The sequence below is a fragment of the Labrys sp. ALF-8 genome, assembly GCF_059699065.1.
This window is the reverse complement of the sequence record NZ_AP048537.1, coordinates 3683870-3703335: the sequence shown is the minus strand read 5'-3', so window position 1 is coordinate 3703335 and position 19466 is coordinate 3683870. Positions and strand designations below refer to the sequence as shown.

The 19466-nt window shown below is 64.5% G+C and carries 23 protein-coding genes; 11 read left to right on the top strand and 12 right to left on the bottom strand.

What is annotated here, in order from left to right; all coding sequences use genetic code 11:
- Positions 1-71: 71 nt before the first annotated feature.
- Genes AC6H34_RS16960 through ugpC form a run of 3 tightly spaced genes read left to right on the top strand, consistent with a single transcriptional unit; the run spans position 72 to position 2969 of the window.
- A complete protein-coding gene (locus AC6H34_RS16960) occupies positions 72-956 on the top strand; it encodes a carbohydrate ABC transporter permease (RefSeq protein WP_497539506.1) in 885 nt (294 codons plus the stop codon).
- Positions 957-965: 9 nt separating this feature from the next.
- Positions 966-1880, top strand: coding sequence for an ABC transporter permease subunit (locus AC6H34_RS16955; RefSeq protein WP_497539505.1), 915 nt, complete (start codon positions 966-968; stop codon positions 1878-1880).
- 18 nt (positions 1881-1898) lie between these two features.
- Positions 1899-2969, top strand: coding sequence for a sn-glycerol-3-phosphate ABC transporter ATP-binding protein UgpC (ugpC, locus tag AC6H34_RS16950; RefSeq protein ID WP_497539504.1), 1071 nt, complete (start codon positions 1899-1901; stop codon positions 2967-2969).
- A 59-nt stretch (positions 2970-3028) separates the two neighbouring features.
- Here the strand turns inward: ugpC and ftrA are convergent, their stop codons facing one another.
- A complete protein-coding gene (gene ftrA / locus AC6H34_RS16945; RefSeq protein WP_497539909.1) occupies positions 3029-4063 on the bottom strand; it encodes a transcriptional regulator FtrA in 1035 nt (344 codons plus the stop codon).
- Positions 4064-4136: 73 nt separating this feature from the next.
- Between ftrA and AC6H34_RS16940 the strand changes: the two genes are divergently transcribed.
- Complete coding sequence (locus AC6H34_RS16940; protein WP_497539503.1) at positions 4137-4442, top strand: NIPSNAP family protein; 306 nt, start codon at positions 4137-4139, stop codon at positions 4440-4442.
- Positions 4443-4520: 78 nt separating this feature from the next.
- Here AC6H34_RS16940 and AC6H34_RS16935 read toward each other — a convergent pair whose 3' ends face one another.
- The 3 genes from AC6H34_RS16935 to AC6H34_RS16925 form a co-directional block, all read right to left on the bottom strand.
- Positions 4521-5372 (bottom strand): amino acid ABC transporter permease, encoded by an 852-nt coding sequence (locus tag AC6H34_RS16935; RefSeq protein ID WP_497539502.1) that lies wholly within the window; start codon positions 5370-5372, stop codon positions 4521-4523.
- Between the two features lie 153 nt (positions 5373-5525).
- The gene (locus AC6H34_RS16930; protein WP_497539501.1) at positions 5526-6326 is read right to left on the bottom strand and encodes a transporter substrate-binding domain-containing protein; all 801 of its coding nucleotides are present in this window, start codon (positions 6324-6326) and stop codon (positions 5526-5528) included.
- A 162-nt stretch (positions 6327-6488) separates the two neighbouring features.
- Positions 6489-7301 (bottom strand): lytic murein transglycosylase, encoded by an 813-nt coding sequence (locus tag AC6H34_RS16925; protein ID WP_497539500.1) that lies wholly within the window; start codon positions 7299-7301, stop codon positions 6489-6491.
- Between the two features lie 227 nt (positions 7302-7528).
- Here AC6H34_RS16925 and AC6H34_RS16920 point away from each other — a divergent pair, with 227 nt between their 5' ends.
- The 3 genes from AC6H34_RS16920 to AC6H34_RS16910 are packed head-to-tail and all read left to right on the top strand — an operon-like array spanning position 7529 to position 9518.
- Positions 7529-8452 carry a carbohydrate kinase family protein gene (locus AC6H34_RS16920; protein WP_497539499.1) on the top strand — a complete coding sequence of 308 codons (924 nt, stop codon included), beginning with the start codon at positions 7529-7531 and terminating at the stop codon, positions 8450-8452.
- Complete coding sequence (locus tag AC6H34_RS16915; protein WP_497539498.1) at positions 8449-8622, top strand: hypothetical protein; 174 nt, start codon at positions 8449-8451, stop codon at positions 8620-8622. Before AC6H34_RS16920 ends, AC6H34_RS16915 begins: the two co-directional genes overlap by 4 nt.
- The gene (locus AC6H34_RS16910) at positions 8619-9518 is read left to right on the top strand and encodes a pseudouridine-5'-phosphate glycosidase (RefSeq protein ID WP_448148750.1); all 900 of its coding nucleotides are present in this window, start codon (positions 8619-8621) and stop codon (positions 9516-9518) included. The genes AC6H34_RS16915 and AC6H34_RS16910 overlap by 4 nt, the downstream gene beginning before the upstream one ends.
- 20 nt (positions 9519-9538) lie before the next feature.
- On the opposite strand, the gene AC6H34_RS16905 is transcribed toward AC6H34_RS16910, so the two are convergent.
- The 7 genes from AC6H34_RS16905 to cysQ all read right to left on the bottom strand — a co-directional run bounded on the left by AC6H34_RS16905 (position 9539) and on the right by cysQ (position 16112).
- Positions 9539-9976 (bottom strand): DoxX family protein, encoded by a 438-nt coding sequence (locus AC6H34_RS16905; protein ID WP_497539497.1) that lies wholly within the window; start codon positions 9974-9976, stop codon positions 9539-9541.
- 155 nt (positions 9977-10131) lie between these two features.
- Positions 10132-10581 carry a tetratricopeptide repeat protein gene (locus AC6H34_RS16900; protein WP_448151327.1) on the bottom strand — a complete coding sequence of 150 codons (450 nt, stop codon included), beginning with the start codon at positions 10579-10581 and terminating at the stop codon, positions 10132-10134.
- 189 nt (positions 10582-10770) lie between these two features.
- Positions 10771-11745, bottom strand: a complete 975-nt coding sequence (locus tag AC6H34_RS16895) for an MBL fold metallo-hydrolase (RefSeq protein WP_448148752.1) — start codon at positions 11743-11745, stop codon at positions 10771-10773.
- Between the two features lie 284 nt (positions 11746-12029).
- Entirely contained in the window at positions 12030-12944 is a 915-nt protein-coding gene (gene ubiA / locus AC6H34_RS16890; protein WP_497539496.1) for a 4-hydroxybenzoate octaprenyltransferase, read from the bottom strand.
- A gap of 87 nt (positions 12945-13031) precedes the next feature.
- Positions 13032-14195: a coiled-coil domain-containing protein gene (locus tag AC6H34_RS16885; RefSeq protein WP_448148754.1), complete on the bottom strand. Its 1164-nt coding sequence runs from the start codon at positions 14193-14195 to the stop codon at positions 13032-13034.
- Between the two features lie 130 nt (positions 14196-14325).
- The gene (locus AC6H34_RS16880) at positions 14326-14919 is read right to left on the bottom strand and encodes a DUF1134 domain-containing protein (RefSeq protein ID WP_448148755.1); all 594 of its coding nucleotides are present in this window, start codon (positions 14917-14919) and stop codon (positions 14326-14328) included.
- A gap of 437 nt (positions 14920-15356) precedes the next feature.
- The gene (cysQ, locus tag AC6H34_RS16875) at positions 15357-16112 is read right to left on the bottom strand and encodes a 3'(2'),5'-bisphosphate nucleotidase CysQ (RefSeq protein ID WP_448151328.1); all 756 of its coding nucleotides are present in this window, start codon (positions 16110-16112) and stop codon (positions 15357-15359) included.
- A 313-nt stretch (positions 16113-16425) separates the two neighbouring features.
- Here cysQ and chpT point away from each other — a divergent pair, with 313 nt between their 5' ends.
- The 4 genes from chpT to AC6H34_RS16855 are packed head-to-tail and all read left to right on the top strand — an operon-like array spanning position 16426 to position 18406.
- Positions 16426-17070, top strand: coding sequence for a histidine phosphotransferase ChpT (gene chpT, locus AC6H34_RS16870; protein WP_497539495.1), 645 nt, complete (start codon positions 16426-16428; stop codon positions 17068-17070).
- An 8-nt stretch (positions 17071-17078) separates the two neighbouring features.
- Positions 17079-17459 (top strand): RidA family protein, encoded by a 381-nt coding sequence (locus tag AC6H34_RS16865; protein WP_497539494.1) that lies wholly within the window; start codon positions 17079-17081, stop codon positions 17457-17459.
- Between the two features lie 47 nt (positions 17460-17506).
- Positions 17507-17809 carry a hypothetical protein gene (locus tag AC6H34_RS16860; RefSeq protein WP_497539493.1) on the top strand — a complete coding sequence of 101 codons (303 nt, stop codon included), beginning with the start codon at positions 17507-17509 and terminating at the stop codon, positions 17807-17809.
- Positions 17810-17845: 36 nt separating this feature from the next.
- Positions 17846-18406 carry a putative glycolipid-binding domain-containing protein gene (locus tag AC6H34_RS16855; RefSeq protein ID WP_497539492.1) on the top strand — a complete coding sequence of 187 codons (561 nt, stop codon included), beginning with the start codon at positions 17846-17848 and terminating at the stop codon, positions 18404-18406.
- A gap of 124 nt (positions 18407-18530) precedes the next feature.
- Here AC6H34_RS16855 and fliJ read toward each other — a convergent pair whose 3' ends face one another.
- Entirely contained in the window at positions 18531-18893 is a 363-nt protein-coding gene (gene fliJ / locus AC6H34_RS16850) for a flagellar export protein FliJ (protein WP_448148760.1), read from the bottom strand.
- Between the last annotated feature and the right edge of the window lie 573 nt (positions 18894-19466).

Sequence of the window (19466 nt, the reverse complement as noted above, 5' to 3'; positions counted from 1 at the left end):
GGCCTTTGTCAGTAGGCGGGGCCTTCGGTGTGCCGGTCTGAAGACCGCCAGCCATTCCCTGGGGTGGATGCATGGAAAAGCGCGCGATCTTCACGAACAAATGGCTCGGCATCGCCTTCATCCTGCCGCAGCTCTTCCTGATCTTCACCTTCTTCTACTGGCCCGCGAGCCAGGCCCTCTACTGGGCCTTCACCCTGCAGCGCCCTTGGGGCGGCGGCAATGAATGGGTGGGCTTTGCAAATTTCCAGGCCCTCTTCTCCGACGCCGTCTACTGGCAGTCGGTGGTACGCAGCCTGGCCTTCGCCTTCATCTCGACCGGGCTCGCCATGGGTTCGGCGCTCGGCCTCGCGCTCCTGGTGGACCGCGAACTCTCCGGCAACCGCCTCTATCGCTCCATGTTCGTGTGGCCCTACGCCATCTCCGCGCCCGCGATCGGCCTCGCCTTCCGGTTCATGCTCGGCTCCGACGCCGGCATGATCGCCTTCGTCAACCAGATCTGGCCCGGTATCTGGAACCCCACCATCAACGGCTATGATGCCATGGCCGCGGTGATCTTCGCCTTCTCCTGGAAATATGTGGGCTACAACTTCATCTTCATGCTCTCGGCGCTGCAGGCGATCCCGCGCTCGCAGATCGAGGCAGCGGCCATGGACGGTGCCGGCTGGCTGCGCCGGGCCTTCGACATCCAGATCCCGCTGCTGACGCCCACGCTCTTCTTCCTGCTGGTCATCAACATCACCGACAGTTTCCAGGACAGCTTCGGCATCGTCGACATCATGACCTCGGGTGGGCCGGCCCGCGCCACCGAACTGATGGTCTACAAGATCTATTTCGACGGCTTCAAGGGCCTCGACTATTCCGGCGCCGCCGCGCAGTCCATCGTGCTCATGCTGCTCGTCATCGGCCTCACAATCGTGCAGTTCCGCTTCCTGGAACGGCGCGTGCACTACCGATAGGAGGACGCCATGGTCGAACGCACCCCGATCCTCGACATCATCACGCATGTGCTGCTTCTGATCGGCGCCGTCATCACGCTGCTGCCCTTCTTCATCGTGACGATCGCCGCTACCCATTCGCTGCGGGAAGTCAACCTGGTGCCGATGCCGCTCTGGCCCGGCCGGGACTTCATCGCCAATGTGCAGGAGGCCTGGAACCGTGCTGATCTCGGCACACTCCTCATCAACAGCACGATCTTCGCCGCGGGCCTGGCCTTCGGCAAGGTGATCATCTCGGCGATCTCCGCCTACTCGCTGGTCTATTTCGGCTATCGCGGGCGCACGGTTATCTTCTGGGCAATCTTCATCACTTTGATGCTGCCGCTCGAAGTGCGCATCGTGCCGACCTATGCGGTCGCCACAAATGCGCTCTCGCCCTACCAGGCCATCCTCGACGGCCTCGGCATCACTTCCGCGATAGCGATGCTGACCGGCACGACGGTGGACCTGCAGTGGAACCTGCTCAACTCCTATCCCGGCCTGATCCTGCCCTTTGTCGCCACCGCCACCGGCACGTTCCTGTACCGCCAGCACTTCATGACGCTACCCGAGGAACTGGTGGAGGCCGCCAAGATGGACGGCGCCGGCGCACTGCGCTTCTTCTGGGACGTGCTGCTGCCGCTCTCCCGCAACAACATGGCGGCGCTGTTCACCATCATGTTCGTCTGGGGCTGGAACCAGTATCTGTGGCCCTTGCTCGTCACGACCGACCCTTCGCACATGGTCTCGGCCGTGGGCCTGCATGCGCTGATACCGGGCCAGAACGGCATCCCCGAATGGCACCTGGCCATGGCGGGCACCCTGATCGTGATGCTGCCGCCCCTCATCCTCGTGATCCTCATGCAGCGCTTCTTCGTGCGTGGCCTGGTCGCCACCGAGAAGTAATCCGGAGAGACAACGGCAATGGCCGAAATTACCATCCGCAAGGTCCGCAAGAGCTATGGCCGCAATGAGATCGTGCATGGCGTCGACCTCGACATCCATGACGGCGAGTTCATCGTGATCCTGGGTCCCTCGGGCTGCGGCAAGTCGACTTTGCTGCGCATGGTGGCGGGACTGGAGGCGATCACCTCCGGCGAGATCTCGATCTCCGGCAAGGTGGTGAACAAGCTGGAGCCGCGCGAACGCGGCTGCGCCATGGTATTCCAGAACTACGCGCTCTACCCGCATATGAGCGTGGCCGAGAATATCGGCTACAGCCTCAAGGTCGCCGGCATCAGGAAGGCCGAGCGCATGGAGCGCATCCGCAAGATCGCGGAACCCCTGGGCCTCAGCGACTATCTCGACCGCCGTCCCGCCGCTCTCTCGGGCGGCCAGCGCCAGCGCGTCGCCATGGGCCGCGCCATGATACGCGAGCCCAAGGTCTTCCTGTTCGACGAGCCGCTCTCCAATCTCGATGCGCGCCTGCGAGTGCAGATGCGCGCCGAACTTCGCCGGCTGCACCAGCGCCTGAAGACCACCTCGATCTTCGTTACACACGACCAGGTGGAGGCGATGACGCTGGCGGACCGCCTGGTGGTCATCAACAAGGGCCATATCGAACAGGTCGGCACGCCGGCCGAGGTCTATTCGAAGCCGGCCACCCGCTTCGTCGCCGGCTTCATCGGTTCCCCGCCGATGAATCTCCTCGACGGCACGATCGAAAGCGGCGGTGTCTTCTCGCAGGGCAGCCACGCACGCATCCCGGTGCCGATCCTCGGCGTGGCGGAGAAGGTCGGCCGCAAGGTGACGCTGGGCGTGCGCCCGGAGGAGACCGCAATCGTGGAGACGGGCACGCCGGGTGCGCTCGCCGCGACGGTCGACTTCGTGGAGGAACTCGGTTCAGGCCGCATCGTGCAGGCCGACCTCAAGGGCACGCCGTTTGCGATCTCGGTCAGCGACAAGCGTCCGCTCAATCCCGGCGACGCGATCGGCGTGGCGATCCAGCCGGAGGCGATCCACCTCTATGATGGCGAGACGGGATTGAGGATATAACGCCGGCAGCACGACGTCCCAGGGACCGCTGGCATCCTTGCCTGCTCTTCCGGGGCGGCCTACGCCACCGCGCGGCTCGACAGCGGGCGAGAGGCCTGCGGTCCCAGGAAGCGTGCCCGGTATGCCGCCGGGCTCACCCCCATGCGCTTGCGGAAATGATGGCGCATGGTTTCAAGCGAACCGAAGCCGCACTCCGCGGCGACGTCGTCCAGCGTAACGTCGCGATTGCGCTCCAGCTGTTCCCTGGCGAGGCGCAGGCGCTCGACCACCAGCCACTCGCCGGGGGGCAGGCCCGTCGTCTCCTCGAAACGGCGCTGGAAGGTGCGCTGGCTCATGCCCGAGCGGGCCGCTATGGTCTCGATACGATGCGGCTGTCCCAGATTCTGCCGCATCCAGTCGATCAGCGGGCCGAGGCGAGCCGCCTCGCGCTCCCTCGGCATCGGGCGTTCGATGAACTGGGCCTGGCCGCCGTCGCGATGGGGTGGCACCACGAGCCGGCGCGCCACGGCATTGGCGATGTCGGGGCCGAAGTCGCGCCGCACGACATGAAGGCAGAGATCGATGCCGGCCGCGCTGCCCGCCGCGGTCAGGACGTCGCCAAGATCGACATAGAGCCGGTCGGGATCGAGCCGGATGGCAGGATAGCGGGCGCCGATCGCCTCGGCATAGCGCCAATGCGTGGTCGCGGCGCGGCCGTCGAGGAAGCCGCAGGCGGCCAGCACGGCGATGCCCGAGCACAGCGACATGACGCGGGCACCCCGCGCGTGCGCGGCCTGGAGATGGGCTAAGAGTTCCGCCGGCACCGGCGCATCGATGCCACGCCAGCCGGGCACGACGATGAGATCGGCCTGCGCCAGTACTTCGAGGCCCGCACTCGCGCCGACCATCAGCCCACCGGCGGCGCAGAGCGGCCCCGGCTCTATGGCGGCGGTGACATAGCGATACCAGCCTTCGCCGATCTCCGGACGCGGCAGGCCGAACACCTCATAGGCAACTCCGAACTCGAAAGTGCAGAGGCCGTCATAGACGAGCACGGCCACCAGCGGGCCACCGGGAGGAACAGGATTTGGCATGATCTTGATGCAGCATGCCATTTCCGCCATTGGCGGGCAAGGCCGAGGCATGCGATGAGCCGCCGTCCAGGCTTTCAGCGAGAAGGATTCGCCCGTGATCACCTGCTACCTGAAATATGTCATCGACCCCTACAAGCTCGCCGAGTTCGAGGAGCATGCGCGCATCTGGATCCCCCTCGTAAACCGCATGGGCGGCACCCATCACGGCTATTTCCTGCCCCATGAAGGCGCAAGCAACATCGCCTACGCCCTTTTCAGTTTTCCGAGCCTCACGGATTACGAAGCTTATCGCAAGCGCATCCCGGAGGATGCCGAATGCCAGGCCGCATTGGAGATGGAAAAGCGCAACCGCAGCATCCTGAGCTACGAGCGCAGCTTCATGCGGCCGGTGCTGGAGTAGTCCCCAAGCCCAAAGGTCGAACGCGCCCTGGGACCGCCGGCGGGACGCCTGCGGTCCCGGGAGGGCTCCGCCCTGAGGCTAGTCCCTTCTCTCCTCGTTCCGCTTCATCCGTCTCTCCAGCCGTCGCACCAGCAGCGTGAGGCCGATGGTCATGACGAGATAGAAGAAGGCCACTACCGTGTAGGTCTGGAAGAAGAGGAAGGTCGAGGCAGTGTAGGTCTTGCCGTTCTGGGTGATGTCCGCGATGCCCAGCACCGAAACCAGCGACGAATCCTTCAGCATCGAGACGAGGTCGTTGCCGAGCGGCGGCGTCATCGTCTTGAAGGCCTGGGGCAGGATGACCAGGCGCAACGTCTTGAAACGGCTGAGGCCCAGTGCCTGCGCCGCCTCCCACTGGCCGATGTGGATCGACTGGATGCCGCCGCGCATGATCTCGGCGATGAAGGCCGAATAGGCGAGCGTCAGCGCGAAGATGGCCCGCCACTCGAAGCTGAAGTCGCGAATGGTGATCTGCGGCATGAGGCCGGCCGCGATGGCGGCGCGAAACAGCGAGGCATAGCCGTCTATCAGCGCCGGACCGATGGCGAAGGCAATGTAGTAGAGCAGCACGATCATCGGCACGCCGCGCATGATCTCGACATAGGCCTTCAGGCCCTCCGCGACCCAGCGAGAGGTGGAAACCAGCCCGAGCGCGAGAACGGTGCCCAGCAGGAGCGAGGCCGCGAAGGCGATGATCGTCACACGGATGGTGACGGTGAGTCCCGAACCCACCACCGTGAAGATGGTGCGGTACTGTTCGTCTGCGAGCCCGAGCGCGACCAACGCGAGGCCGAGCAGGCAGAGGATCACCAGCCACCATGGAATGCGGCTGAACCGGGACGGCGGCGGCGGGGGGCTATGTTGGCTCGCGGGGGGAGACGATGCGTTCATGATGAGCGGGATATCCCGGAAAACTGGATGTCCCGTCCAAGACGCCGACATCGAATGCACCGGCGCAGGGAACGGAGTGGCGATCTCCGACCGCCATTCTTGGAACGATGCGCTTGCCAGCGAGAAGATGGCGGTCGGAGACGGCCCCTCCAATCACTTCGCGGCTTGATATTCGTAGAACCACTTCTTGCTGAGTGCATCGAGCATGCCGTCGGCCTTCATCGCCGCCAAGGCGGCGTTGACGGGCGCCACGAGATCCGAGCCCTGCTTGAAGATGAAACCGAACTCGTCATGGCCGAGGCCGTTGCCGATGATCTTGAAGCTGTCGGGCGAGGCCGCGATGTTGCCCTCGGCGCCGGCCTTGTCCATCAGGACCGTATCGACGTCACCCGCCTTCAAGGCCTGAACCGACGCGCCGAAGGTTTCGAACAGCTTCATGCGCGGGCTCTTGTCGTTGCCGCCGAGCAGGTCCGACACCGAGACGAAGTAGTTGGTGGTGCCGGATTGGGCGCCCACCAGCAGCTTGTCGTCGGCCGCAAAGCTCTTGGCGTCGGTAAAGCGGCTTTCGTCCTTGCGCACCAGCATGAACTGCTCGGACACCATGTAGGGATCGGAGAAGGCCACCTGCTTCTTGCGCTCGTCGGTGATGGAGATGCCATCCATGCCGATATCGAACTGACCGCCCTGCACGGCCTGGATCATCGCGTCCCAGGACGAGGTCTTCCAGTCGATTTTGGCGTTGAGGCGCTTGCCGATCTCGTTGACGGCATCATATTCCCAACCGATGCCGTTGCCGCTCTTCGGGTCGGTGAAGTTCAGCGGAAAATAGGCGTTCTCGGTCACGGCGACGATGGTGCGGCCCTTGAGATCGGGCAGCGGGTCGGCCGCGGCGGATCCGACAGTGAACGCCAAGGCAATGGCGGCACCAAACCCAAGAAGTATGCGGCGAAGCATCGGGAAACTCCGGTGAAGCAGGATTGTTTTACAACCTTGCCACGCAGTTTCCCCATGGAACAGGGGGATCTGGCGCTTCTCCCGTGGAAAAGCGCCGGGTGCCCTGACGCCGGGCGACTTCCTGGGGCGGGGCGCGCCTGCCGAGGAGGACGTGACCGACCGTTACTGACCCGCAGCGATCTTCGTCGCGAGCAGCGCCACGGTCTTGCGGTAGATCTCGCTGCCATTCCAGGACTTCAGCGCATCGAAGTTGGGCTCGCCCGGCTCCCAGCCGGCGCCGCGCTGCCAGCCGCCGTCGGCGAGGAACTTGGCGACCGAGCCGATGACGTCTGCCTGGCTCTTCACCAGATCCTTACGGCCGTCGCCGTCGAAGTCGACCGCATGCTTCAGATAGCTGGAGGGCAGGAACTGCACCTGGCCGATCTCGCCAGCCCAGGCGCCCTTCATCTCCGAAAGCGGCACATCGCCCTCATCGACGATCTTGAGCGCGTCGATGAGTTCGGGACGGAACTTGTCGGCGCGGCGGCAATCATAGGCGAGCGTGGCGAGCGAACGGATGGAGTCGAACTTGCCGATATTGGCACCGAAATCCGTTTCGAGAGCCCAGAGCGAAGCGATGATCGGCGCCTGGACGCCATATTGCTCTTCCGCCCGGGCAAACACCGCCTGATATTTCTTGATGACCTGCTGGCCGCGCCTGATGCGGAAAGCGTTGACCATGCGTCCCGAAAATTCCTCGAAGCTCTGCTTGAAGACCTTCTGGCCACGATCGTGCGAGATGACGTTCTGGTCGAAGGTCACACCGTCGAGAGCCGCCAATCCGCGCGCGCCGATACCCTGGGCGGCCGCGTCCTTCTTCACACCTTCCAGCCACTGCGGAAACCCGTCGGGATTGGTGGCGCAGCTCTGGCTCTGGGCCAGGACCGGGGTTGCGGCGAACATCATCAGGGCAGCATAGAGCGTGGCGGTGCGCATGAACTCATCTCGAAGGGAAGGATGGCCACACAAGGCAGACAAGAATGCACAAAATGTGGCGATGGTGGGTGAAAGGATTGGCTGGAGGCAGTTATGGCCCGAAAACTGCGCCTCTATTGGCGGCAAACCGCCACCAAAACAAGAAGAATCCGGCGCTACTTCTGCTCGCATTGTTGGAAATGCGAATCTGTGGCACGGGGAGCGCGGATTGTCGGCCGCGAGGAGTCATGAAGGAGCGTTCCGTTCTCTGCCTGGGAGGCTGCGTGATCGACCGTGTCGGCGAGACCGTCGATGCGAAGGAGCGCCTGCACACCTCCAACATCGGCCGGATGCGGTCCAGCCTCGGCGGCGTCGCCCGAAATGTTGCGGAGAATCTGGCGCGGCTCGGCATAGCCGTCGGACTGGTCTCCCAGGTCGGCGACGATGCCGAAGGCGAGCGGGTCATCTCCGGCAGCCGGGAGGCCGGCATTGACATGGGCCTTGTCGGCCGGCGTCCGGAGGCGGCGACGGCCTCGTACACAGCCATCTTCAACGGCGAGGGCGAACTCGTCATAGGCCTCGCCGACATGGCGATCTTCGAGACGATCACGCCCCGAAACGCGACGGAGGGCATTGCCGCTTTCGCGCGTGACGGCTTCCTCTTCGCGGATGCCAATCTCCAGCCTCCGACCCTGGAGGCAATCGCAGGAGCCAAGAACGACCGGATCCTCGCCTGCGTGCCTGTTTCGATTCAAAAGCTTGCGCGCCTTGCGCCGTTGCTTGGCAAGATCGACATCCTCTTCCTCAATCTCTATGAAGCACGCGCCCTGCTCGGCAGCGAGGAGAGCGCCGAGGTACTGGCCACGCGTCTGGCACGCGGTCCCGTCCCCCGGGGATTGCTCACGCTCGGCCCGCGCGGGGCGCTCGCCTGGGCCAAGGGGGCAGTGACGGAAATACCCGCGCTTGCTTCCCGCCCCATCAACGTCAATGGTGCGGGCGATGCCCTTGCGGGCGCGACACTGGCGCGTCTCGCTGCAGGCGACGATTTCATTCTGGCGGCGCGCCGTGCCATGGCAGCCGCTGCGCTCACGGTGGAATCGCCCCACACCGTGCGCGCCGATCTGACCATGCAGGCCCTGCTGGCCCGCTACGACCTGGCCAACGCTCGATGAAGAAGGCCGTGGTATCTCGACTTGTCGTCATCACGGGGCTTGCCCCGCTGATCCTCTATGGCGCAAACGCGAGCGGCAGCCTGGACATGACGACAATCCGCATCTTCCCTGCCTTGCCGGGACGCGCATATCAGCCCCTTCCCCCACGCAACGAAACGATCATCCCATGAGCGCTGTCACCCACTCCCCCGCCGTCGCCGCCGCCCTCAAGGCCGGAAAGCCGGTGGTTGCCCTCGAATCGACCATCATCACCCACGGCATGCCCTTCCCGCAGAATGTCGAGACGGCCCGACAGGTGGAGGCCGCCGTTCGGGCCGAAGGCGCGGAGCCCGCGACCATCGCGGTGCTGGACGGTGTCATCCACGCAGGGCTCGACGATGCCCAGCTCGAGGCGATGGGGCAGGCCAAGGGGTTCCTCAAGCTCAGCCGCGCCGATCTGGGCTACGCCGTCGCCACCAAGAAGAACGGGTCGACGACGGTGGCCGCGACCATGATCGCCGCAGACCGCGCCGGCATCCGCGTCTTCGCTACCGGCGGCATCGGCGGCGTGCATCGCGGCGCCGAGAAGACCTATGACGTTTCGGCGGACTTGCAGGAACTGGCGCGCACACCGGTCTGTGTCGTCTGCGCCGGCGCCAAGGCCATCCTCGACCTGCCCAAGACGCTGGAGACCCTGGAGACGCTGGGCGTTCCGGTGGTCGTCAACGGCTCCGACGAATTCCCGGCGTTCTGGAGCCGCAAGAGCGGCCTGCCGGCCCCTCTCCGCCTCGACAGGCCGGAGGAGATCGCCGCCCTGATCCGCGCGCGCGCCGAGCTGAAGCTCGACGGCGGCGTGCTGGTGGGCAATCCCATCCCGCTCGACGACGAAATCGCCGCCAGCGAGATCAATCCGGCCATCGAGGCTGCCATCGACGAGGCGGACGCCACAGGCGTCTCGGGCAAGGCGCTGACGCCTTTCCTGCTCTCCCGCATGCTGACCCTCACCGAGGGCCGCAGCCTGATCGCCAACATCGCCCTGGTGGAGAACAATGCCCGTCTGGCCGCCCGGATCGCCGCGGCGCTGTGAAGCCGCAGGGCTTGCTCCCATCAGGACGGCCTGTTCCGTGAGGCCGCCATATAGGTAGGAAGGGGCAGCAGTCGATCCAGGGAGAGCCGGCCCGGCCCTGAAACGGCGAGCAGGAACATGCCGCCGGCTATGGCGAGGTCCTTCTCGAAGTGCAGCAATTCGTTCTGGTTCGCGAAATCCATATGGAACATCGTCGCCGTCGCGAGGCAGAACAGGCCGAGCAGGACGGCGCCGATGCGGGCCAGAATGCCCGAGGCGATGGCAAGGCCCGCCCCGAGCTGCAGGGCAATGACGCAGACGACGAGGGGAGCGCTGATGCCTACGGCCGCCATGGCGGTCACGGTGCCGGTGAAATGCGTCGCCAGGGTCGTTCCCTCGTGAACGAATATCAGGGCGAGCAGCAGCCGGCCCGCCAGCAGAACGGCGTCGGAAAGGCAGGCCTTCATGGTGTCGATCATCTTGGCGAACTCCGGATGAGAGGTGGGAGCGCGGGCGGGAGCGGCGATCGTGGACCGCCGCTCCTGGAAGCGACGCGCAGGGGGAGAGGAGATGACGGCCGCGGATCGCCACTTCGCCGGCCGCTCGCCTCATCTTGGAAGCGCGACGCCAGTCGTCACTTCGTCACCTTGGTTGCGATGGCCTTCTGCAGGTCCTCGAGTTCCTCGCACCCTTGCGGGCACAGCTTGCCGAGTGTCGCCAGCTGCTCGTTGGCCTTGGCCATGTCGCCGGTCTCGACATAGAGTTCGCCGAGATATTCATGCGCCGCCTTGTGGTCGGGCTGCATTTCCAGCGCCTTGGTGTAGTAGGTCAGGGCCGTCTTGTAGTCGCCGGTCTTGCGCAGCGTGAAGCCGAGAAGATTGTAGACATCGGCCTGCTGGGTGTCCTCGGCAAGGCCGCGAAGCTCCTCGAGGGCGCCGGTGTAGTTCTTGGCGTCGATCTTGGCCTTGACGGAGGTCAGGTCCGGAGCGTCTGCGGATTCGATATTGTCGACGGCGTAGGCGGGGATCGAAAGCACCGTCGTAGCGACGGTAAAGACGGCGAGCGAGCCGAGCGCAGTCGCCATGGCATATTTCAACATGGTTTTTCTCTCATTATTTCAAATGGTTAAAGTCATCGAGGCTTCGGCGTTGTCATGTCCGGGTCCAGCCCGGGCATCCGGCCTGGATGCTTGAAACGCCCGCGATTGGGGGACCACCGGAACATGCCCGGTGATGACTGGCGTCGAGGCTCTCGCGCCTCCCTACATGGCCCTTCAGGTCTGCGAAGTCGGCGTGAACCCATAGGCGTTGCCGTCCTTCACGAAGGTGCCGGTGCCCGGGAAGGGGAAATGCGAGCCGCAGATCCTGATGTTGTCGGCGATCACCCTGTCGATGAGCTTGCGCCGCGTGGTGATAGCCATGGGGCCGTCCTGATCGTAGGTGCCCTGCCATTCCGGATGAGGCGCCAGCAGGGCTGGGACATACATGATGTCCGCCGAGACCATGAACTGCTCATTGCCGGAGCCCATGAGATAGACGGAGTGCCCGGGCGTGTGGCCGGGAGCAGCCAGGATATGGATGCCCGGCGCGACCTCGGCGCCATCCTGGACGAGCTTCCAGTTTTTCCATTTCGGGAAGTTCTCGACGATGCGCTTGCCGGCCGGGCGGCGGCCCTCGGCGAGCTTCTCGACGCGTGAGGGGTCGGTCCACCAATTGTATTCGGTGGCGTTGACGATCAGTTCGGCATTGGGGAACACCGGCGTATTGGTACCCTTCTCCATCAGGCCCCAGACATGGTCCGGATGGAAATGCGAGATCATGATGGTGTCGATCGCCTTGTAGTCGATCCCGGCCGCAGCCATGTTGGCCGGCAGGTGGGTCGCATTGGCCTGCCATTGGCCCACGCCCGAACCGGCATCCATCATGATCAGCCGGCCATTGACCTTCAGCACCACCACGGTAAGTGGAATGGGCATGAAATCCGTCGTCAGGCCGGCCTTGGCCAGCGCATCCTTGGTGTCTTCCACCGACGCGTTCTTGATGAAGGCCGGGTCGTGCGGCTTGCGCCAGATACCGTCATAGATGGCGGTCACCTCGATATCGCCGACCTTGTACTTGTAGAAGCCGACGCTGGGCTCGACCGGCGTGTCGGCCAGGGCGGGGGCCACGAACTCCAGCTTTCCCGCGAGACCGAAGGCAGCGGCTGCCAGAGTAGAGCCGAGCACCGTGCGGCGCGTTACATTCAACATCCTGTTCACTCCTCTTTCGAAGCGGCATGGGCCGTGCGGCTGCACTTGCTTGCGTGCCTTCGATGAGTGTCCAGACTGGACGCCTGCCGGATTTATTCCCGCAGGCGTAAAAATTTTCGCCGGGAGATTTGGCAAAGGTGCGCGAAGGGCGGCGGGGCCGGCAATCCTCGCCCTCACCGATGGCGATTTTCGGGGTTCAGGAGCGCATGGCTGATCGTACGCAGAAGGGGCGGACGATCTCCTCGGGATCAGACGTCCGCGTTCGTCGCCCCACAGCCCGGCGCTCACATCGTGCCGATGAAGGCTGCGCCCGTGAGCAATATTCCGGTAAGAATGTTCGCCAGGAAAAGACGGAAATTCACTTCGGGACGGCCAAGGTCGATCCGCAAGGTCTGCCAGGCGAGGTGCGCGGCGATCACCAGCATTCCCATGGCGTAGGGCAACGACATGCCCTGCATCCAGCCCCCGATCGACCACGCCGTGACTGCAAGGAGATAGAACAGGCCGATGCAGGCCCTGCCGTGCCGGCCGAACAGAAGCGCCGTGGACTTCAGGCCGAGTTGCGCATCGTCCTTCACGTCGACATAGGCGTACACCGTGTCGTAGCCGATCTGCCATGCCACGGCCCCGCACCACATCAGAACGGCGCCGACCGGGATGTGGCCGGCAACCTCCGCCCACGCCATCAGCATGCCCCAGTTGAAGGCGGCTCCGAGAACGGCCTGGGGCCAGTATGTGAAGCGCTTGCAGAACGGGTAGACGAAGACGAGAGGCAGAACGCAGAGCGCGGCCAGGCGCGCGTAGGGCGTCAGGAAGAAGAGAAGAGAAGCAGCCAGGGCAAGCTGGACCGCCAGAAAGACGAGAGCTCGCGGCACGCCGATCTGTCCGCTCGCCAGGGGTCGGAAGCGCGTACGCTCGACATGACCGTCAAACCTGCAGTCCGCAATGTCGTTGATGGTGGAACCGGCGCTTCTCATCAGCAGGGCGCCGAGCGTGAAGAGGGCCAGTTCCCGAAGATCCGGCACACCGCGCGATGCCTGGACGAGCGCCGCCCAGCAAGGAAAAAGCGTAAGCCATATGCCCACCGGGCGGTCGAGTCGTGCCAGGCGCGTATAGGGCCGCCATGCCGTCGGCAGCCGGCGATCCACCCAATCGCCCCGGTGAATGTCGCTCAGGTCCGGGCGGCTCAGAGTGGTCATGGTCGTATCCGGAACCTTGGGTCTGGCTGTGTCGATCGATTGTTCGCGCCGGGCGTTCGAACGCCCCGTCGAGGCAGGAAGGCGGGCTCAATGCCTGTCGGAAATGGTCGTAGCGCCCGTGCCCGCATTGTCCTGATCGTTGGCCGCCACCCGCTCGGCAGGCCCCACGCCAACGGCCGGACGACTCGCCACATCCCGGGCGATCTCGGCAGCGATTTGTGCCATTTCGCGGCGAAGCATGCGGTTGTCGGCCTCAATGCGCAGCCAGGAGTCGTGTGCTTCCTCGCGAAGAGCCGCCAACTCGGCCTGCAGGCGGGCGCGCTCCAGGCGAAGCGCCGCGATCTCCTCATCGGCGGCACCCGGCTCGTTGCCCCGGCGCAGGCGCGTCACCTCCGCCACCAATTCCGCTTCGCGGCCGGCCGCGATGGCAAGGCGGACGTCGCGTTCCGCCAGCGCGGCATCGCGGCGCCGCATGTCGCCGGTGAGGTTGGCCAGACGCGTCTCCAGATCCGCGCGCTCGATCTCCGAACTCTGGCGACGATCGGCCATCACCTGGAATTCGTGGTGGAGCGAAGCCGCCCGGGCTTCGAGCGCGGCGATGGCGGTCTCGCGCCGCATGAGTTCGACCGCCTGGACGGCGAGGCGGTCGTCCTTGTCCGTCACCGCGTCGAGCGCGAGCAGAAGCTCGCGCTGGCCCAGCACGGCACCGTCCTCCGCTGCGCTCAGCTTGGTGCGCAAGGCAACCAGCTCGACGCGCAGGCTGTCATTGCTGATGCGCGCGGCATTGAGTTCCCGCTCATGCTCCGTGGCCTTGTCGTCGCGAAGGGCTATGGTGACGCGGGCGGCGGCGAGTTCCGCCTTGAGAGCCGAGAGATCCTGGTGGGCCGTGAGCACGTCGCGCTGCGCGGAGGCGGCTCCCTCCTCGATATTCCCCAGGCGATTGGCATCGACGCCGAGCAGGGCCTCGGCACGGCGCAGCCGCTCGCTCTGCCGTCCATGTTCGGCCATGAGGTCGTGGCGCAGGCCGCGTTCGCGATCCAGCTTCTGTTCGAGGCGCCGATGGGTCATCGCGGCCTGGGCGCGGACATGATCCTGCGCCGCCTGGACCTGCGCCATCGACAAGGGTAGCGCATTCTCCATCTCCCGGCGGATCAGCCGGCGCGCACGCGCCCAGATCGCCGGCACCAGGGCCAGGGCGACCAGGCCGGCGAGGGTTCCCCCCAGGAAAAAGGCGATCGCGTAGTCGAGCACCGTAAAACCTCAGTGCGGCGATGAATTCCGCCACACTATACGTCAATGCCCCCGGAATGAAGGAACAAAACGCACAATGTGCTTAAGACGTATCGTCATCTTCCCGTGATCCCAAAGAATGGGGCCAGGGTCAGAAGGGGTTCCAGGTAGCGGAGGGCGTGAACTTCAGATAGCCCAGATTGATGCCGAGCCGGGCACCCACGCCCGACTTGATCGGCACCACCATCATGCTTCCATCGCCCAGAGCCGTCATGCCGAAGCCGCCGACGATGTAGGCCGAGCCGGCGATGCCGGGGAAGCGGCTGTAAATCTCATCGACCCGCGACATGTTGTAGACAAGCATCATCGTGCGGGCGCCGTCGCCGCCGAAATCCCAGCCCACGGACGGCCCCTGCCAATACACCTTGCGGTCACCCACATTGCGGGTGAACAGCGTGCCTTCGCCATAACGCAGGCCCCCGATGAAGGCGCCGGAGCCTTCCTGGCCGAGGACATAGCCGTTCGGCTCGCCCCAGCGCGAGACCGCCTTCTGGATCGCCAGTGCAAGGTCGCGGGAAACCGTGCCGAAGAAGCGGTGGCCGGAATTGATGAGTTCATTGGAAGAGATCTGCTCGGGGCGCTCGGCCTGCGCCACCGCCAGGGAAGAAGTAACGAAACCGGTCGCCGAGAGGGTCATACCGGCCATGACCGTCAGAGCCTTGCGGCGAGGGAGAAGGTCGCTCATGTCAAACCTCGTTTGCTTAGGCCTTTCGATCCCAATTTGTGCCCCATCAGGGTTAACAAATTGCTTCCATCAGCCACCAATTTGTCGATTTGGCCAAGCAAACGGCACGGAACTGTGGCTCGACTCGCGCTGAATTGCGGCAGAATCCGCAAGAATTTCCAGTAGATCCGGCCTTTCGGCAGGCATGCAAGCTCTCGAGCATGCCGAGGCTGCATCGACTGACCTTCAGGGCGCAAGCGAATGGCCGAAGAGATCTCGACGGCCGGCGCATTTCGCTTTCGGACGGAATCACCCTGAATCGCAAAAATGTTCGTGATCCACGCGGGTCAGGCTGGATGATCGAGTCGACCTGATCGCATTTTGCTCGAGCGTCGATGCGCGCAGAAAAGCACCGGACGCCGAAGGCGACCGGTGATCGAGCGCCCGTCGCCGCTCCGTTACTTCGGTTCGTTCTGGCCCCAAGCGACGAAGGCGACATTCTTGAAGCCGCTCTCGGTCTTGCCATAGGTGAAGGGCGCCCCGTCGGGCATCAGCACCTTGCCGCCGGCTGCCGCCAGCACGGCGTGCCCCGCGGCCACGTCCCACTCCATCGTCGGCCCGAAACGCGGATAGACATCCGCCGCCCCTTCCGCCACGCGGCAGAACTTCAACGAAGAGCCGGCCTCGCGGCGATCGGCAATCGTGAAATTTGCGAGGAAGGCCTCGCTTTTCGGGTCGGGATGGGAACGGCTGCACAGGGCGGTGAGGCCCTCGGCGGGATATTCGCGCGTGGCGATCCCGCTCTCGACACCGTCGCGCACGCGCCAGGCGGTATCGCCGCCAGCGTAGAGCGTGTCGACCGCCGGTGCAAAGACGCAGCCCGCCACGGGCTTGCCGTCCTCGATCAGGGCGATGTTCACGGTAAACTCGCCGTTGCGGTTCAGGAACTCCTTGGTGCCGTCGAGCGGGTCGACCAGGATGAAGCGCGAGCCGACATTGTCGGGCAGCACGCCCTTGGCGGCGCATTCCTCCGCGACCACGGGCACATCGGGCACCAGCGCGGCGAGGCGTTCCAGGATGATGGCCTCTGCCAGTTCGTCGGCCTCGGTCACCGGGGACCGGTCATCCTTCATGCGGGCGGCGCAGCCCTTGGCGTAGACCTGCATGATGGCTACACCCGCCTCGCGGGCGATATCGGCAAAGGCGCGCGCCATCGCGTCATGCGAAGGAACCTGCGGCGCTGCTTGCAGGGAATGGGACACTGTCGACCCTCTGTTGATCCCGGCCTGTTTAGTCACACAGGCCGCAACTGACAAGCATATAGGGATGACCGGAGCCGATTGCGCCCCGCTCCCCGGGCGCATCTGACCGGCGAAAACCAGGGACCGGCACGCCTGGTCGCCTGCCTTTCCGGTCAGGCTCATTCGGGAAGTCCGGAAGGCTGCCTTCACATCCGCAGCGGCAGAGTCTATCTGGAAACGCGTTCGATGTGACGTGATTCTCTCTTCTTCTGTCCCGGGTGCTGCGATGACCGCCGGTTTTCAACTCGATGCGCTTGATCTTGCCGCCCTGCTCTGCTCGCGCGTTTGCCATGACGTGATCAACCCCGTCGGCGCCATCGTCAACGGGCTGGAAGTTCTCGAGGACGAGGACGACGCCTCGATGAAGGCCTTCGCCCTGGAACTCATCAAGAAGAGCTCCCGCACGGCCTCGGCCCGTCTGCAATTCGCCCGCATCGCCTTCGGAGCTGCCGGTTCGGCCGGCGCCTCGATCGATCTCGGCGATGCCGAGAACGTCGCCCGCGGCTTCATCCAGGACGAGAAGGTGACCCTGCACTGGACGGCCCCACGCCTGTTCATGCCAAAGAACAAGGTGAAGCTGCTGCTCAACCTCCTTGTGGTCGCCGGCTCCACCATCCCGCGCGGCGGCACCATCAACGCCAGTGTCACGGGAGATGCCGAGGCACCGCGCTTCGAGATCGTGACGCAAGGCGGCAATTCGCGCATTCCGCAGGGGCTGATGGGCCTGCTTGCGGGCGAGCCCGAGAACGGATCGCTCGACAGCCATGTGATCCAGCCCTACTACACCGGCCTCATCGCCCGAGCCGCCGGCATGGGCGTCAAGGTCGAGGCGATCGACGGCGGCGTGCGCATCGTCGCAACACCTGACTGAGGTTCGTGATGCCCCGCAAGCTCATTTCCAGCGGTTCGCCCTTCGAACGCACCGCAGGCTATTCGCGCGCCGTGGTGCAAGGCGACTGGTGCTTCGTCGCGGGCACCACCGGCTATGACTATGCCCGCATGGTGATGCCGGAGGATGTCTCGTCCCAGGCGGAGAATGCGCTTGCCACGATCGAGAAAGCCCTGGCCGAGGGCGGATTTGCCATGAGCGAAGTGGTGCGCGCCACCTACTACGTCACTCAGGCCGAGCATGCCGATGCCGTCTTTGCCGTGACCGGCCGCATCTTCGGGGACATCCGGCCTGCGGCAACCCTCCTGGTCTGCGATCTCCTCAAGCCCGAAATGAAGGTCGAGATCGAAGTCACCGCATTTCGCGGGTAGCATGCCCGGCGGGGCCAAGGCTCGGCCGACCGGAAGGACCCATCACCATGCGCAATGCATTTCTCCGTCTCTGTCTGTTCGCCGCTGTTGCGGCGTGCCTCGCCGGCGGCTCCGCGAGGGCTGAGGATGCGCCGGCCAAGCCAGAGACTCCTGCCCCCTCGCAGCCGGTAGCGCCCGACAACACGATCCTCTCCTTCGTCGCCGCCAATCCGGACTGCAGCGAACTGACGGACGAATGCATCATCTGCGCCGTCGTCAACGGCAACCCGATGTGCTCCACGCCGGGCATCTCATGCGTGCGCAAGGCGGTGCGTTGCACGAGCACCAAGCCCCCTACCCCCAAACAGTGATAGGGTGCGGCCCGGCCGAGACGCGGCTTGGGGGCGATGATGAACGAATTCGTGTTCTGGCGACGGCTGGACGTGCCGGGTCACGACATGGCCGTGCTGAGTGCGACGGCGACGGGCGGCTGGCTCCTGCAAGGGCACGCGGTGTTCAGCGAGGCGGGTGTCCCAACAGGCCTTCGCTACGAGGTCGAACTGGACACCCGCTGGCATAGCCGCGCGGGGCGGGTCCAGGGTTTCGTGGGGTCTCGCGGCTTCGACCATGTGATCCGGCGCCACGACGAAGGCTGGTCGCTGGATGGAAGCCTAGTACCGCACCTCGGCCATCTCGTTGACCTCGACTTCGGTTTCACGCCGGCAACCAACATGCAGCAACTGCGCCGAGTGCCCATCGACATCGGGCAAGGAGTCCATCTGCCGGCGGTGTGGTTCGACGTTGATGCCGGCACGTTGACGGAGCTGCCGCAATTCTATCGCCGGGAGAGCGAGACGACCTATTGGTATGAATCACCCACCGCAGCCTTCGAGGGACTGATCGAACTCGCGCCCAGCGGCTTTGCGAGACTGTATTCCACGCTGTGGGAGGAGGAGAGGCCGGGCTGAGCATCCGGCGGCGCCGGGGGCGCCCGCGTTGAGCACGAAACCGCAGCGGCGGCCTGTGACCGCCGCTTGCTTCACTATAGAGGCCCGCCATCCCGAGTGCGGTGGCGGAAGGCCAGCATTCCCTTCAGCCCGGTACCGCCAGGCTGCGTTCTGTGGCCTTCTCGCGATCCTCCAGCGTCTCGACCATCTTGAGGTCCTCGACGGCGTCGGCGAGGGCAACCTTGGCATCCTCGAGCTTGATCTTGAGATCGTCCGCCGAGCCCCGGAGATTGTCGCGGCGGGAAGTCGCCGCGCGGGCATAGGTCGGATAGGCGAAATGGCTGGGATCGGTGATGCCGGCCTTGGTTTCCTCGACCTTGATTTCCCGGTCGAGGTCGGCCGCCATGCGCTCGAATTCGGCAACCATGGTTTCGATCTGCATGACCTGGCGGCGCTTCTCTTCCACCTGGAAGCGCTTGAGACGAATGAGACTATTGCGCGACTTCATTACTCATACTCCATCAGCCGCATCGGTCCGTGACCCGCTGGCGCGGAACGGACCGCATAACTTGGCCGCCCGGCAACAGGCCCGGCGAGGGCTTCACCTTCCAGCATGGACGTGAATTCTTCCTTACTGGCCGCAAAAAAGCCGCGAACCAACGCGGGACACGGCAAGTGCAGGGCGAGCAAAGGCGCCGTTCACAAAGATGAATCGTCTCCCCTCCCCATGCGGGCAAATTTTCTTAAGATTTTTTCGAGGTGCCGACACGGCGAGCGCAAGCTCCATGTCCTTGCGTCATGCACGGTTCGCCGGAACCCTCGTCCCGCTCTGTCGAAGGTCACTGAAAGATGTTCATAACATATTGGTATTTAACGATTTTTTATCGTATTGCCCATCCCCCTCGACCTGTGGGCAAGGGGACCTGAAACGGCGTCCGGAGAACGCCGGCAGTCCCGTCAAAAACGGGGCAGCACGGCTGACTGATTCGGCCGAAATCGCTAAGAGCCTGCCGCCACGGTAACCTTTAATTTACCTGGCTCGTTAATGATCCCTAATGCGGATCAACGGTCCCGCAACCAA

What these genes read in the sequence shown, in the direction of transcription:
- AC6H34_RS16880 (WP_448148755.1), bottom strand. Translation starts at nt 14,919, where the DNA reads ATGAGCGACCTTCTCCCTCGCCGCAAGGCTCTGACGGTCATGGCCGGT.
- AC6H34_RS16865 (WP_497539494.1), top strand. Translation starts at nt 17,079, where the DNA reads ATGCCCCGCAAGCTCATTTCCAGCGGTTCGCCCTTCGAACGCACCGCA.
- AC6H34_RS16855 (WP_497539492.1), top strand. Translation starts at nt 17,846, where the DNA reads ATGATGAACGAATTCGTGTTCTGGCGACGGCTGGACGTGCCGGGTCAC.
- AC6H34_RS16930 (WP_497539501.1), bottom strand. Translation starts at nt 6,326, where the DNA reads ATGCTTCGCCGCATACTTCTTGGGTTTGGTGCCGCCATTGCCTTGGCG.
- AC6H34_RS16925 (WP_497539500.1), bottom strand. Translation starts at nt 7,301, where the DNA reads ATGCGCACCGCCACGCTCTATGCTGCCCTGATGATGTTCGCCGCAACC.
- AC6H34_RS16905 (WP_497539497.1), bottom strand. Translation starts at nt 9,976, where the DNA reads ATGATCGACACCATGAAGGCCTGCCTTTCCGACGCCGTTCTGCTGGCG.
- AC6H34_RS16895 (WP_448148752.1), bottom strand. Translation starts at nt 11,745, where the DNA reads ATGTTGAATGTAACGCGCCGCACGGTGCTCGGCTCTACTCTGGCAGCC.
- chpT (WP_497539495.1), top strand. Translation starts at nt 16,426, where the DNA reads ATGACCGCCGGTTTTCAACTCGATGCGCTTGATCTTGCCGCCCTGCTC.
- ftrA (WP_497539909.1), bottom strand. Translation starts at nt 4,063, where the DNA reads ATGGCATGCTGCATCAAGATCATGCCAAATCCTGTTCCTCCCGGTGGC.
- ubiA (WP_497539496.1), bottom strand. Translation starts at nt 12,944, where the DNA reads ATGACCACTCTGAGCCGCCCGGACCTGAGCGACATTCACCGGGGCGAT.
- AC6H34_RS16960 (WP_497539506.1), top strand. Translation starts at nt 72, where the DNA reads ATGGAAAAGCGCGCGATCTTCACGAACAAATGGCTCGGCATCGCCTTC.
- cysQ (WP_448151328.1), bottom strand. Translation starts at nt 16,112, where the DNA reads ATGGCGCGCGCCTTTGCCGATATCGCCCGCGAGGCGGGTGTAGCCATC.
- AC6H34_RS16915 (WP_497539498.1), top strand. Translation starts at nt 8,449, where the DNA reads ATGAAGAAGGCCGTGGTATCTCGACTTGTCGTCATCACGGGGCTTGCC.
- AC6H34_RS16955 (WP_497539505.1), top strand. Translation starts at nt 966, where the DNA reads ATGGTCGAACGCACCCCGATCCTCGACATCATCACGCATGTGCTGCTT.
- fliJ (WP_448148760.1), bottom strand. Translation starts at nt 18,893, where the DNA reads ATGAAGTCGCGCAATAGTCTCATTCGTCTCAAGCGCTTCCAGGTGGAA.
- AC6H34_RS16920 (WP_497539499.1), top strand. Translation starts at nt 7,529, where the DNA reads ATGAAGGAGCGTTCCGTTCTCTGCCTGGGAGGCTGCGTGATCGACCGT.
- ugpC (WP_497539504.1), top strand. Translation starts at nt 1,899, where the DNA reads ATGGCCGAAATTACCATCCGCAAGGTCCGCAAGAGCTATGGCCGCAAT.
- AC6H34_RS16860 (WP_497539493.1), top strand. Translation starts at nt 17,507, where the DNA reads ATGCGCAATGCATTTCTCCGTCTCTGTCTGTTCGCCGCTGTTGCGGCG.
- AC6H34_RS16910 (WP_448148750.1), top strand. Translation starts at nt 8,619, where the DNA reads ATGAGCGCTGTCACCCACTCCCCCGCCGTCGCCGCCGCCCTCAAGGCC.
- AC6H34_RS16900 (WP_448151327.1), bottom strand. Translation starts at nt 10,581, where the DNA reads ATGGCGACTGCGCTCGGCTCGCTCGCCGTCTTTACCGTCGCTACGACG.
- AC6H34_RS16935 (WP_497539502.1), bottom strand. Translation starts at nt 5,372, where the DNA reads ATGAACGCATCGTCTCCCCCCGCGAGCCAACATAGCCCCCCGCCGCCG.